This window comes from Candidatus Sulfidibacterium hydrothermale, assembly GCF_020149915.1.
GTDB lineage: Bacteria > Bacteroidota > Bacteroidia > Bacteroidales > F082 > Sulfidibacterium > Sulfidibacterium hydrothermale.
The window spans coordinates 1,913,551-1,925,974 of sequence record NZ_CP083760.1 but is presented as its reverse complement, the minus strand read 5'-3'; the positions used below and the strand labels follow the sequence as shown (position 1 = coordinate 1,925,974).

General features: G+C 42.9%; 11 protein-coding genes. 1 reads left to right on the top strand and 10 read right to left on the bottom strand.

What is annotated here, in order from left to right:
* Window positions 1-83: 83 nt before the first annotated feature.
* The 8 genes from LA303_RS07600 to LA303_RS07565 all read right to left on the bottom strand — a co-directional run bounded on the left by LA303_RS07600 (window position 84) and on the right by LA303_RS07565 (window position 7,306).
* Complete coding sequence (locus tag LA303_RS07600) at window positions 84-1,307, bottom strand: ammonium transporter (protein ID WP_240524689.1); 1,224 nt, start codon at window positions 1,305-1,307, stop codon at window positions 84-86.
* 27 nt (window positions 1,308-1,334) lie between these two features.
* The gene (locus LA303_RS07595) at window positions 1,335-2,159 is read right to left on the bottom strand and encodes a TorF family putative porin (protein WP_240524688.1); all 825 of its coding nucleotides are present in this window, start codon (window positions 2,157-2,159) and stop codon (window positions 1,335-1,337) included.
* A 164-nt stretch (window positions 2,160-2,323) separates the two neighbouring features.
* On the bottom strand, window positions 2,324-2,980 hold the full coding sequence (locus tag LA303_RS07590; RefSeq protein WP_240524687.1) for a response regulator: 657 nt from the start codon (window positions 2,978-2,980) through the stop codon (window positions 2,324-2,326).
* Window positions 2,977-4,737 (bottom strand): sensor histidine kinase, encoded by a 1,761-nt coding sequence (locus LA303_RS07585; protein WP_240524686.1) that lies wholly within the window; start codon window positions 4,735-4,737, stop codon window positions 2,977-2,979. The genes LA303_RS07590 and LA303_RS07585 overlap by 4 nt, the downstream gene beginning before the upstream one ends.
* A gap of 84 nt (window positions 4,738-4,821) precedes the next feature.
* Entirely contained in the window at window positions 4,822-5,286 is a 465-nt protein-coding gene (locus LA303_RS07580) for a c-type cytochrome (RefSeq protein ID WP_240524685.1), read from the bottom strand.
* A 545-nt stretch (window positions 5,287-5,831) separates the two neighbouring features.
* On the bottom strand, window positions 5,832-6,281 hold the full coding sequence (locus tag LA303_RS07575; RefSeq protein WP_240524684.1) for an FKBP-type peptidyl-prolyl cis-trans isomerase: 450 nt from the start codon (window positions 6,279-6,281) through the stop codon (window positions 5,832-5,834).
* A 457-nt stretch (window positions 6,282-6,738) separates the two neighbouring features.
* Complete coding sequence (locus LA303_RS07570; protein WP_240524683.1) at window positions 6,739-7,086, bottom strand: type II toxin-antitoxin system PemK/MazF family toxin; 348 nt, start codon at window positions 7,084-7,086, stop codon at window positions 6,739-6,741.
* Window positions 7,076-7,306, bottom strand: coding sequence for a hypothetical protein (locus tag LA303_RS07565; RefSeq protein WP_240524682.1), 231 nt, complete (start codon window positions 7,304-7,306; stop codon window positions 7,076-7,078). Before LA303_RS07565 ends, LA303_RS07570 begins: the two co-directional genes overlap by 11 nt.
* A 192-nt stretch (window positions 7,307-7,498) precedes the next feature.
* Here LA303_RS07565 and LA303_RS07560 point away from each other — a divergent pair, with 192 nt between their 5' ends.
* Window positions 7,499-10,552, top strand: a complete 3,054-nt coding sequence (locus tag LA303_RS07560) for a glycoside hydrolase family 3 N-terminal domain-containing protein (RefSeq protein WP_240524681.1) — start codon at window positions 7,499-7,501, stop codon at window positions 10,550-10,552.
* On the opposite strand, the gene truA is transcribed toward LA303_RS07560, so the two are convergent.
* Together truA and obgE are read right to left on the bottom strand one after the other, a co-directional pair.
* Complete coding sequence (truA, locus tag LA303_RS07555; protein WP_240524680.1) at window positions 10,549-11,313, bottom strand: tRNA pseudouridine(38-40) synthase TruA; 765 nt, start codon at window positions 11,311-11,313, stop codon at window positions 10,549-10,551. The two genes, LA303_RS07560 and truA, sit on opposite strands and share 4 nt — an antisense overlap.
* 14 nt (window positions 11,314-11,327) lie before the next feature.
* On the bottom strand, window positions 11,328-12,323 hold the full coding sequence (gene obgE / locus LA303_RS07550; protein WP_240524679.1) for a GTPase ObgE: 996 nt from the start codon (window positions 12,321-12,323) through the stop codon (window positions 11,328-11,330).
* Between the last annotated feature and the right edge of the window lie 101 nt (window positions 12,324-12,424).

The window sequence follows — 12,424 nt, the reverse complement described above, 5'->3', positions numbered from 1 at the left end:
TTTAAATCACTACTGATTGATAATCAAAAAAAAAGCCGGCTTTACTGCCGGCTTTTTTACGTTTTAAATCGATGGTTGTTCCATTAAAGCGCTCCTTCGTCGTAGGCTTTTTCACCTAATTCGGCTTCATCAAGTCCTACCATTTCTTCTTCCGGTTCCACTTTTACCGGCGTGATATAGTTGATGAGTTTCAGCATCAGCAAGGTAAAGCCAAAAGCATAAGCGGCTGCAGCCAGTACGGCAACAACTTCTTTCAGGAAGAAAGCACCACCGCCAAAGACCAGTCCGTTGGCTCCGTTGGGGTTGACCGCTGTAGTGGCGAACACACCAAGCAAAATGGTACCGAGTACACCACCCATACCGTGTACGCCCCAAACATCTAATGCGTCGTCCCAGCCCAGTTTGTTTTTGAACTGAACGGAAATATAACAGATGGCGCCGGCGGCAATACCAATCAAAATAGCAGCCCACAACGGTACATAACCGGCAGCCGGTGTAATGGTAGCCAATCCGGCAACAGCACCGGTAAGCAGACCGAGGAATTTCGGTTTTTTCTCACGGCTCCATTCAATAACCAGCCAGGTGATGGCGGCAAATGAAGCAGCTACATCGGTATTCAGGAATGCCAGTGTGGTTACAGAATCTACTTTCAATTCACTTCCGGCATTAAAACCATACCAGCCAAACCACAGCAGGCCGGTTCCGATAGCAACCAACGGAATGCTGTTCGGCGGAGATTTGGTGTCGATACGTTTTCCGACATAGATAACCGAAGCAAGCGCGGCAAATCCGGCAATGGCATGTACCACAATACCACCGGCAAAGTCAATAACTCCCCAGCTGGCCAGCAGTCCGCCGCCCCAAACCATGTGTACAAAGGGGTAGTAAACAAAAATCTGCCATAAAACCAGGAAAATCAGATATCCTTTAAAGGTAATCCGGTTGATAAAAGCTCCGGTGATCAGTGTTGGAGTAATAATGGCGAACATCATCTGATAAGCCACAAAAATAAAAGTGGGATACTGATTTCCGCCACCGGAAAACATTTGATTGAAAGGAATATCTTTCAGAAAAGCAGCATCAAAGTTGCCGATAATGGCGCCATGACCGCCGCTGAAACAGAGTGAATACCCAAAGGCAATCCATAAAATGGTAGTCAGTCCGAGCGAAACGAAAGTCTGGATCATAATTCCCAGAATGTTTCGCTTACTGGCCAGCCCGCCGTAAAAGAAGGCCAAGCCAGGTGTCATCAGCATGACAAGGCTGGTTGACAAGATCATAAATGTCGTTGTGCCTGTATCTATCATGATTAAAAAATTTAAATGAATAAAAGGTTAAAATGAAATTCCAAAAACAAAAAATATTTTTCCCGCCTGCGGATTGGTTATCAGTGAAACCGTTAAAGGCATGGCGTATTTCGTTGTAATCTGAACGGATTTGGATGCTGTAAATCCCAGGTTAATCACCCCGAAACCGGTTCCGTAGAATCCTGTTTCGCCGATATAACCGGTCGATTCGTTTGCTTTGCGCGGCGTGGTGGCGTTAAAGCCGATAAAGGTGTTGATATCCACATTTTTAAACTGAAAAGGATATCCAAACTCAAAATAGGTGGAATATTGAATTCCTGTTTTTTGGTTGAACTCAGGGGACGAAGGATCGTCCTCGATCCGGGCTGCATCGGCACCAAAAAAATTGGTGGCCACCAAAACCGTGAGCGGGAACTTTTTGGTTCCGTTATAGGCCAGTGTTCCTTCCAAAATATGGCCGGTGGTGTGATTGCAGTAATCAAAGTAATCGTAATCGGCAAAATCATCCGGAAAGAAATAATCGGTAAGGGTTACCGTAAACATCTTTTTTGCAAATGATTGGCTCACATGCAAATCCACTTCTTCAGAATGATTGCTTCCCGAGATGGAAAAAGCCCCCCACACGCCGGCTTCAAAGCCCCCTATCTGATAAGTAAAATACGGCTGAATGCTTGGACTGTTGCCGCCAAACTGCATGCCGCGCCAAATATAACGGCTTACCAAATCGGCACCTAATAAAACCTTTGACCGGCTTTTGGAAGATGAGATATCGTGCCCCTCCTGGGCGACCAGTTTCTGAAAGGGAATGAATAAAAATGAAATCAAAAAGAGTAATGCGAAAAATTTTTTCATCGTAAACCGTTTTCCTTTTTGATGCAAAAATCAAGTTTAATCTATTGAAAGTCAATAGAGAAAATGCGTAATTTAACAATAGGTAAAAATTGTATGGGATAGGTAAAATACCTATCGTTGCACAGGAATAGTTGGTTGGATATGGCCGGGAGGATGCGGTTTTCTTACAGCTTGATCATTTTATTCATTAGCGCATATTTTACGATGTCCACCGTGCTTTTTAATTTTAGTTTGCGCATGATGTTGTTTTTGTGGGCATTGACTGTCCGTACGCTGATTTTTAGTTTTTCGGCAATTTCACCGTTGGAATAGCTTTCGGCTACCAGCCGGATGATTTCTTTTTCGCGGGCTGAAAGAATCTGTTCTTCGGGTTTGGAAGGTTTTTTTCCGGCCTTTTGCTCGACATATTCCTTTAAGATCGCATGACTCACCTTTTTATCGAAATACTCACCGCCATGATATACGGTTTGGATGGCTTTCAGCAGTTCGTCACGCGAAATTTCTTTGGATAAAAACCCTTTGGCTCCGGCTTTCAGACTGTTCACAAAGAAGACTTCGTTGTTGTACATCGAAAGCATGATAAATTTGACTTCCGGAAAGGTTTGGGTGATCTCGGTACATACTTCAATGCCGGTTTTCCCGGGCATACTGATATCCGAAAGAACTACATCGGGATGAAATTGTTCGATGGCTTCAAAGAGGGTTTCGCCGTCTTTTACAGAAGCCAGGATCTTCAGCTCAGCATGACTTTTCAGCAGGGCTTCCAGCCCTTCTCTGAAAAGCTGATGATCATCGGCCAGTATGATGCGAATCTTTTTCATGTAAGCGGAATATCAATATCAATTCTTGTTCCTTTTCCCGGCGCTGTTTTCAATTCAAAATAACCGTTCAGCAAATTTACTCTTTCTTTGATATTTACCAGACCGTTGCCCTGATGATTTTCAGCAGAAGTGCTATCGAATCCGCAGCCGTCATCAACAATGGTAAAATACAGATGGTGTTCAATTTCTTCAAGACTGATATGGATTTCGGTGGCTCCGGCATGTTTTAAAACATTGTTTATCGCTTCCTGGGCAATCCGGAAAAGATAAATATCGGTGGTTTTGTCGAAATGTTTTTTGGAGAGTTCAATGTGGCAATGGATTTTTACCGCATTGTTTCCTTCCATCTGCCGGCAGAAGTTTTCGAGTGCTACAGCCAGTCCAAATTCTTTTAGCCCTGCCGGCATCATGTTGTTCGAAATGGTTCTGATTTCCTGAACAGTTTTAGAAAACAGCCCGATCACCTCCGAAATATTTTTTTTCAGTGTTTTTATTTCGGTTTCCAGCGCATTTTCCAGCTTCATTTTTCCGGTGAGCAAAAGCGGTCCCAAACCGTCGTGTAATTCGCGCGAAAGGCGTTGCCGTTCTTTTTCCTGGGCATCCAGTACCGACCGCAGACGCAGCTTTTTTTCTTTTTCAAGCCGGTCGGCCTGGTTTTTTAGTTTTACCGACATCTCGTTAAAAGCGCGGGTTAAATCGCCAATCTCATCTTTGGTTTTTACTTCCATGGTGTTACCGTACTCTCCGGAAGCTATTTTGGCCGTTTCTTCTTTCATTTTTTTTATGGGATCCGCAATCTTTTTTGCCAAAAATGTAATGATGGCCGCCGAAAGAAGGGCAATCAGCAAACTGAGGTAGATGATATTATCGCGAATGGAATAAATCGGGATCATGGCTTCTTTTAAGTCGATCTCGGCAAGAATAGCCCAGCGGATACCGGAAAAATGCAGCGGGCTGTAGGCGCTCAGCACCGGAATATGACGGTAATCGTTAAATTGGGCTTCTCCGGTTTTGCCTTCAAGGGCGTCGAGAGCGCCCGGTGTAGTGACTTTGGTACGGAAAACCGAATTTTTCAGAAAGCGTGATCGCGTCCGCATCCGTTGGTCGCTGCCCACTAGATAGACTTCTCCGGTTTTGCCCAGTCCGTTATTGGGACTGTCAAACATGATGGTATTGATCGGTTTCCGTTTTATTTCCAGCAGCAGCATTCCTATTTTCCGGCCTTGCCGGTCAAAAAAATGTTTCCCGAGAACAAGGGATGGTTTTGATTTATCCGGGCCTAAATACATTTCGGTAATAAAAGTTTCCCGGAGTGAGTCTTTGTCGTTTAATGCTTTTCTCAGAAAAACGGTTTCGGTATCTTTAAAAAAAGTGGGCTTTTTGCTGATTTTCTGAAACTGAAAAACTTTTGCATTGCCGTTTTCCGGTAAAATGATCAATTGCCGGTAACATCCGGCATTTTTCAGGTATTTTTCAAGGTAAGATAAAAAAATTAACGGCTGTTTTTCCCCGGATAACGTATCAAAGATGCGGGTGATCCCGGGTACCGCAGCCATATTTTTCATATCATTTATCCGTTGTCTGAAAAAAGACAGAATCCGGTTTTTCTTTTCTTGTCTGACCGAAATAAGCTGGTCGAAAGTGCGCGAGAGCAAGGCTTCTTTTTCTTTGTAGTAGGAATAAATTCCAACCGATCCAATGGCAAATAAATTTAATGCCAGAAAATAAATGACCAACTTTCGGTAAATAGAATTCATGAAAATGATTTGCCTTCAAAATTACATGAAAAAACCTGCCTTCCGGTAAAGAAAAGCAGGTGTGAAAATTTTTTTCAGGAAAAATTAACGGATAATTTTAATCTTTTTGGCATCAGCCATGGAAACGGTACCGTAATTATTTCCCCAGGCATTCAGGATATAGTTGACTACTGCCACGGCATCTTCGTAATTATCTACCTGCGGCGGCATGGGAATGGTGTATTTGGCACCGTTCACGGTAATTTCGTGATTCGATCCGTTTAATACCTGACGTAAAGCACGGATTTTATCGGCTTTCAGGTAATCAGAACCTTTTAACGGAGGAAAAGCAGACGGCACACCCATTCCGTTTAACTGATGACAAGCCACGCATTTTTCCTTGTAAATTTTGGCTCCTTTCGGAAATTTGGCATCGGCAGGATCCTGTGTGGCAACGTATACCAAAGCATTATCCGACACTTTTACCACCTTATGCGAAAGGAAACCGAAAGATTTGCCGACAAAAAATACCAAGCCGGCCATCACAATAATAAGACTGATTTTTTTCATATTTTCGTATTTAATCTGGTACAAATTTAATAAAAAACAATAACGTTTGCTACTTTTCCCATAAGATGGAACGCCGGTAAAGACAAAAATGTTACAATAATTGATTCTTTAAATGTCAACTTTTACTAAGTTCTACAAAGCGTAGTCTGTTGATATTCTGTGTTGTACTTGTTTATCAGATATCGTAGTAATCATTTTACTTTTTAATGGCATTCATTAATTGCTTTTTTACTCGAAGTAAAAAAGAATATTAAAGTGTTTTCTGTTCCTTTCTTGTTTCGTCAAGAAAGGAACCAAAGAAGACGCACCGAAACGAATGCTTCTTCCCGCTCTGCCGAAAAGCAACATCTCCGGCAAAAGAGTCTCTTGCTTATCGCAAGAGAAATGCAAGCACTTTTGCACGATGCTGTAAGCTTTTCGACATTCACTCCAGCGCCGGCTCGCCGTTTCGGGAGGCCTGCCCGCAGCTTATACATCATGCGGTCTTTAGCCTTTGAGAAAAATAAACCTGCGAACATTAAATGTTTCTTATCCGGAGCAGACTGTTAATCAAAAACTTCAAGGACCTTGCCCCGGAAATGCAAATCTTTTCCGGCCAACGGATGATTAAAGTCCATGGTGACTGAATTTTCGTTTATCTGGATAATTTTACCCACATGCCGGTTTCCGTTATTGTCACGCATCGGGAAGGTGTTTCCCACCTGGAGAATTTTTTCATCAACCTTGCCATCTACCGCAAAAGTGTCTTTTGGAATGTCAAAAACGGCATACGAGTCGCGCGGGCCATAAGCTTCTTGGGCTTTGATGATAAAATCAAAAGAATCACCGGGTTTCAATCCGGTCAGGTTTTTCTCAAAACCATCAATAAGCTGACCTTTCCCAAAAGAAAAAGTGGCCGGACGAGTTTCGTCGGCCTGGTCAATGATTTCATTTTCGCCTGCAACAGTCAGCGTATAAGTTACTTTCGCTTTCTTTCCTTTTTCAATTTTGCACATGCTTTGAACCGGTTTAATTATTTTAAAACGCCAAAAGTAAAGTAAAATTTTGTTTCTGATCTTTTGTTTTTGGCAAGTTCCTATTTTATGCAGCAGCAAATTTTTGCCGTTTCCAGGTGTGTTCCAGTCGGAAAATCGGCTGTGGGCAGGTCATCGTTCATGTGGATTTTCGACTTGAATGATTGAACCCCGCAGGGGTTCTGTTTCTATATTTTTTATTCCACGGGTGTAACCCGTGGTTATTCTTATTCAATCCCTGCGGGATTTTACAGTTGCCCAAAAATGGGATGTAGAAAAGATGTTGTCATGAAATTCATTGCCCAGCTGGAAGCCAAAATAAAATTTAGAATCCCTTTTTTTTCGATTGGTATAACCCGGTACAAAGTACCGGGCAAAACCGGAGGAAAAAATAACCCCAAAGGGGTTAAATAAACAGCAGAATTTTATACGCAGGGAATTATTCCAGATCCATAATTATCTGGATATTTTCTTTGATTACTTCTATTAGTTCACCAGGTAAATCGCCCATTTTTTTTATTAGCCTTTTGTTGTCTATCGAGCGAATTTGGTCTATCATTATATCGCTGTTTTGGTGAAGATTGCCCATTCCTTTTTTAAGATGAACCCGTAAAATTTCGGCATCCTTTTTTACATGGGTAGTTATGGGACAAATAATGGTTGACGGATGATGAATTTTGTTTAACAGGTTCGTTTGGACAATTAAAACCGGTCTGGTTTTTCCCGGTTCTGTTCCAATCTGCGGATTTAAGTCTGCCAGCCAGATTTCAAATTGTTTAATCGCCATACTCAATTTCCTCAAATTCTTTTAATACGTCCATGGAATGGGCTTTAACGAGTTCTGAATCCTTTTTCAGTTTTTTTTCAATTAACAGACGTTTTTGAAGTTTATTATAGTAATCGATTGCCTCGTTAATATACCGGTTTCGGGGCTTTTTCATTTTGGAAAGAATCTTTTCGGTTTCTCCAAAAATGGAATCGTCAATTTTTAATGATACTGTTTTCATAATTTCCTATTTGATACCACAAAAGTATATCATTTAAGTATATATTCCAAGTATTTTTTTCTATGGGCTACAAAGTACCGGGCAAAACCGGAAGAAAAAATAACCCCAAAGGGGTTAAAATAAACAATTGGTATTTTTACAGTTTTCTTCCCCTATTCCCCACACTTTTTTATTTTTGAAAAAACAAAACCAATGAAACATATTTACTTCAACAAAAGTTATCTCTGTATTCTTTTTTTTGTTTTGGGTACTTTGACCGGAACGCTTGATGCTCAGAATTCTATTCGGCAACAACAAGCCGAACGATGGGCTGATTCGGTTTATCAAAGCCTGACTTTGGAACAACGTATCGGACAGCTCATCATCACCCGGGCAAATAATCCCAATGGTCCTTACGATACGAAAATAGAAAACTGGATTGAAAAATATGATTTGGGCGGAGTAAGTTTTCTGGCCGGTGACCCGGTGAAACAGGTGCTCCAGATCAACCAATGGAATAAACGGGCCCGAACTCCGCTTTTTGTGGCCATGGATGCCGAATGGGGACTGGGAATGCGACTAAAAGGAACGGTCTCCTATCCTTATCAAATGACGCTGGGAGCTGTTTCGGATGACTCCCTCCTTTTTCAAATGGGGAAACAAATTGTACAACAATGCCGGCGTATGGGAATTCAAATCAATTTTGCTCCGGTGGTAGATGTCAATACCAATCCTTTGAATCCGGTTATTGGGATGCGTTCGTTTGGCGAAAATCCGGATAGCGTGGCCAATAAGGCGTTGTGGTATATGAAAGGAATGGAAGAAAACGGACTGATTGCCTGTGCCAAACATTTTCCCGGTCACGGAAATACTTTTCAGGATTCTCATAAAACCCTGCCGGTAATTACCGATTCAAAAACGGAAATTGAAAAAACAGCGCTTCTGCCCTACCGCGCTCTTTTTAAGAGTCAGCCGCCGGTAAATGCGGTTATGGTAGCTCATCTTTCCGTGCCGGCTCTGGAACATAGAAAACACTTTCCTTCTTCTTTATCGTATCCGGTGGTTACCGGTTTGCTAAAGGATAAAATGCATTTTAAAGGGCTGATTATCACCGATGCGCTGGATATGAAAGGCGTTTCTTTGCAATTTAATCATGGCGATGCGGCTTTAAAGGCTTTTTTGGCCGGCAATGACATTTTACTAACGCCCAATGATATTCCGGAAGCAGTGGCGAAAATAAAAACCGAAGTTTTAAAAAATGAAAAAGCGGCTCAACGATTGAAAGAAAGCTGTAAAAAAGTTCTTTATTATAAATATCTGAGCGGAGCAGCTGCCCGGAAACCGGTGGATACCTTGCATCTGATTTCCGATTTAAATCGTCCGGATTTTCACCATACTGCCAACCAGTTGTTTTACCGGGCAATTACGGTCATTAAAAATGATAGCAATTTGCTGCCGTTTCAGGATACTGTTCCGGCATCTACGGCTATTGTGATTGTGGGTGATAATCATGCCGGTACTTTTGAGCCGGTCTTCCGGCAATATTTTCCGGCAAAAGTTTACTATTTGAAAAAAAATGCTTCGTCGGTGGATAAAAATTTTGTGCTGAAACAGTTGCCGAAATTCGACCGGGCAGTCTTTTGTGTGGTGAAAACCAACAGCTCAGCGGCAAGACATTTTGGTATTTCATCCGATGAAATTGCTTTTCTTACGGCAGCAGCACAGAAAACCAAAACGGTACTAAATCTTTTTGCCAGTCCGTATGCGTTGAATCTGTTTCATAATCCTGCAATTTTTCAGGCCATTGTGGTTTCTTATCAGGATACTTGGCAAACACAAAAGGCTTCTGCCGAGGTTATTACCGGAACACGGAAAGCATCCGGCCATTTGCCGGTAACGGCAGGACATTTTGTGGCCGGTACAGGAATGACGTTTCCTAAAATCAGGTTACGGTACGGCACACCGCAGGAAGTTGGCGCGGATACAACGGTTTTGCACGAAGTAGACTCCATTGCGCTGGCCGGTATCAATATGCATGCCTATCCGGGTTGTCAAATCCTGGCAGCCAAAAACGGGATTATTTTCTATCACAAAGCTTTTGGATATCAGACGTATGCCGATACGGTTCCCGAAAACATGCATTTTATGTACGACCTGGCTTCGTTAACCAAAATTTTGGCTACTACGGTGGCGCTAATCAAACAGCAGGAAGACAGCATCATCAATGTCAATAACAAACTTTCGGCTTATCTTCCCATGTTGTTGTATTCCAACAAAAAAGATCTTGGGATGAAAGAAATTCTTTCGCATCAGGCCGGACTGGAAGACTGGATTCCGTTTTACCTGAGCACACTGAAACTTCATCTTCCTGAAAAATCAATTCCTACAACCAATGTACTGCATTGGATCAAGGTTGTGCTGGGAAAAAAGAATCCGGACAGTGTCGGACCGGATACTACGATTTATCATCATAAAATCAGTGAATTATATACGGTAAGGGTAGCTCAGAATCTTTATCTGCAAAAAGATTACCATTACCACATGATGCAACAAATTCTGGATTCTCCGTTGGGAGAAAAAAAATACCAGTACAGCGGATTGGGATTTTATCTTTTTAAAGCCATGACAGAAAGGTTGAATGAAATGCCTTTCGACCAGTATCTTTACAAAAAGATTTATCACCGGATGGGTTTATACCGGCTTGTTTTTACGCCCCGCCGATATTTTCCGTACACCCAAACCAATCCCACCGAACACGATACTGTCTGGCGCATGCAGCAAATCTGGGGCGATGTGCATGATATGGGAGCCGCTATGCTTGGCGGGGTTTCCGGCAATGCCGGCCTTTTTGGCGATGCCCACGATGTGGCGGCTTTGATGCAAATGCTCATGGATTATGGCCGGTACGACGGTAAACAAATTCTGGATTCAGCTACTATTTGTCTTTTTAATCATCGTTATTTTGCCGCCGACAGCAACCGGCGCGGACTGGGTTTTGACAAACCGCTATTGCGGTACGAAGACCATAAATCGAACTGTAAATCGGCTTCGGACGAAAGTTTCGGCCATTCAGGATTTACCGGAACCTATACCTGGGCCGATCCGAAAAACGGATTGGTTTATGTCTTTTTATCGAACCGTGTTTTCCCGGATATGAACAACGATAAACTGGCCAAAGAAGATATCCGGACCAATATCCATCAGGTATTTTACAATGCTTTTCTGAAAAAGCCGGTTCCGCTGGTAAAAGAAACGGATGTTCCTTAGTAATTGAATAATTTTTCTAGATTTTCCGGATAACGAATCGTTTCAAGAAAAAGCCCTTTGGCAGGAACTGAATATCCGGCTACGCTGCGGTTTTTGGCTTCGATGATGGTGCGGATTTCTTCCGGTGGCATTTTTCCGAGACCGATTTCCAGTAAAGTGCCTACGATCGCCCGCACCATATTTCGCAAAAAGCGATCGGCTGTGATGGTAAAAATCAACAAGCCGTTTTCTTGCTTCCAAAAGGCTTCCTGAATATGACAAATATTGGTTTTTGTCTGGGTGTGTAATTTGGAGAAACTGGTAAAATCCTGGTAATCCGTCAAGTATCCGGAAGCCTGTTGCATGGCTTCGATGTTTAATTTTCCGGGCAAAGGCATGGAAAGATCATACTGAAACGGATCTTTGTGTAATGCAATGTAATAACGATAAGTACGGCTCACGGCATCAAAGCGGGCATGTGCATCCGAAGGTACTTTCCATACACCGTAAACCGCGATATCGGCAGGCAAAAACCGGTTAAGTTTGAATACAAAATCGTTTTCAGAAAATGGAAGTTCTTTTTGCAAATCAAAATGTAAAAAAAACTGCCGGGCATGCACCCCGGTGTCGGTACGGCCACATCCGGTTACATTAACGGTTTCCCCGGTAAGCAGGCTGATCTTTTCGTTAAAAACAGCTTGTACCGTCAGTGCGTTTTCCTGGATTTGCCATCCGTGATAAGCCGTTCCACGATATGCCAGTTTTAAAAAATAACGTGCCATGCTTTTCCGGTTTTTTACATTTCGCGGTTCAGCGCTTGCCACAGCAAATCTTTTAACGGGGTAAGGCCCTGTTGGGCAACAGAAGAAATAAACACATGGGGTACGTCCGGAAGCTCTTTTTCAATCTCTTCTTTTAATTCATCGTCCAGTAAATCCGATTTGGAAATGGCCAACACCCGTTGTTTGTCTAATAATTCCGGATTGTATTGTTGCAATTCATTCAGCAAAATACCGTATTCATTTTTAATGTCTTTGCTGTCGGCCGGAACCAAAAACAACAGGACCGCGTTGCGTTCGATATGGCGCAGAAAACGCGTACCCAATCCTTTTCCTTCGTGGGCTCCTTCAATAATTCCCGGAATATCGGCCATCACAAACGAGCGGTTATCGCGATAGGCCACAATGCCCAGATTGGGCCGGATCGTAGTAAACGGATAATCGGCAATTTCAGGTTTGGCAGCCGAAAGAACAGATAACAAAGTGGATTTTCCGGCATTGGGAAATCCTACCAGTCCGACATCAGCCAATACTTTCAGTTCAAAAACAATGTTGGCTTCGATTCCTTCTTCGCCGGGCTGGGCATAGCGGGGCGTCTGGTTGGTTGCCGATTTAAAATGATCATTTCCCAGGCCGCCACGTCCACCTTCCAACAGGATGATTTTTTGGCCGTCTTCCATGATTTCACCCAGCACTTCACCGGTTTCGGCGTCTTTTGCTACTGTTCCGAGAGGAACTTCAATGACGATGGTTTCTCCGTTGGCTCCGGTACTGCGTTGTCCGCCACCGGGTTCTCCGTGTCCGGCCCGTAAATGACGCGAATAGCGCAAATGCAACAAAGTCCACATGTGCGCATTTCCCACCATAACAATGTCTCCGCCTTTTCCGCCATCTCCCCCGTCAGGTCCGCCTTTGGGCAGGTATTTTTCACGACGGAAATGGACGGAACCGGCTCCGCCATTGCCCGAACGACAGTATATTTTTACATAATCCACAAAGTTGTCGGCAGCCATAAAATGAAATTTTTGAATTGCAAAAATAGTGTAATTGCTTCAACCAACGCAGTAATACCGATGTTAAATCAAAGAGCCCGGCATAAAAACAAAAACCCGGA

Bases quoted from the DNA above. Each gene is read 5' to 3' on its own strand.
- LA303_RS07600 (WP_240524689.1), bottom strand. From the start codon at position 1,307: ATGATAGATACAGGCACAACGACATTTATGATCTTGTCAACCAGCCTT.
- LA303_RS07595 (WP_240524688.1), bottom strand. From the start codon at position 2,159: ATGAAAAAATTTTTCGCATTACTCTTTTTGATTTCATTTTTATTCATT.
- LA303_RS07590 (WP_240524687.1), bottom strand. From the start codon at position 2,980: ATGAAAAAGATTCGCATCATACTGGCCGATGATCATCAGCTTTTCAGA.
- LA303_RS07585 (WP_240524686.1), bottom strand. From the start codon at position 4,737: ATGAATTCTATTTACCGAAAGTTGGTCATTTATTTTCTGGCATTAAAT.
- LA303_RS07580 (WP_240524685.1), bottom strand. From the start codon at position 5,286: ATGAAAAAAATCAGTCTTATTATTGTGATGGCCGGCTTGGTATTTTTT.
- LA303_RS07575 (WP_240524684.1), bottom strand. From the start codon at position 6,281: ATGTGCAAAATTGAAAAAGGAAAGAAAGCGAAAGTAACTTATACGCTG.
- LA303_RS07570 (WP_240524683.1), bottom strand. From the start codon at position 7,086: ATGGCGATTAAACAATTTGAAATCTGGCTGGCAGACTTAAATCCGCAG.
- LA303_RS07565 (WP_240524682.1), bottom strand. From the start codon at position 7,306: ATGAAAACAGTATCATTAAAAATTGACGATTCCATTTTTGGAGAAACC.
- LA303_RS07560 (WP_240524681.1), top strand. From the start codon at position 7,499: ATGAAACATATTTACTTCAACAAAAGTTATCTCTGTATTCTTTTTTTT.
- truA (WP_240524680.1), bottom strand. From the start codon at position 11,313: ATGGCACGTTATTTTTTAAAACTGGCATATCGTGGAACGGCTTATCAC.
- obgE (WP_240524679.1), bottom strand. From the start codon at position 12,323: ATGGCTGCCGACAACTTTGTGGATTATGTAAAAATATACTGTCGTTCG.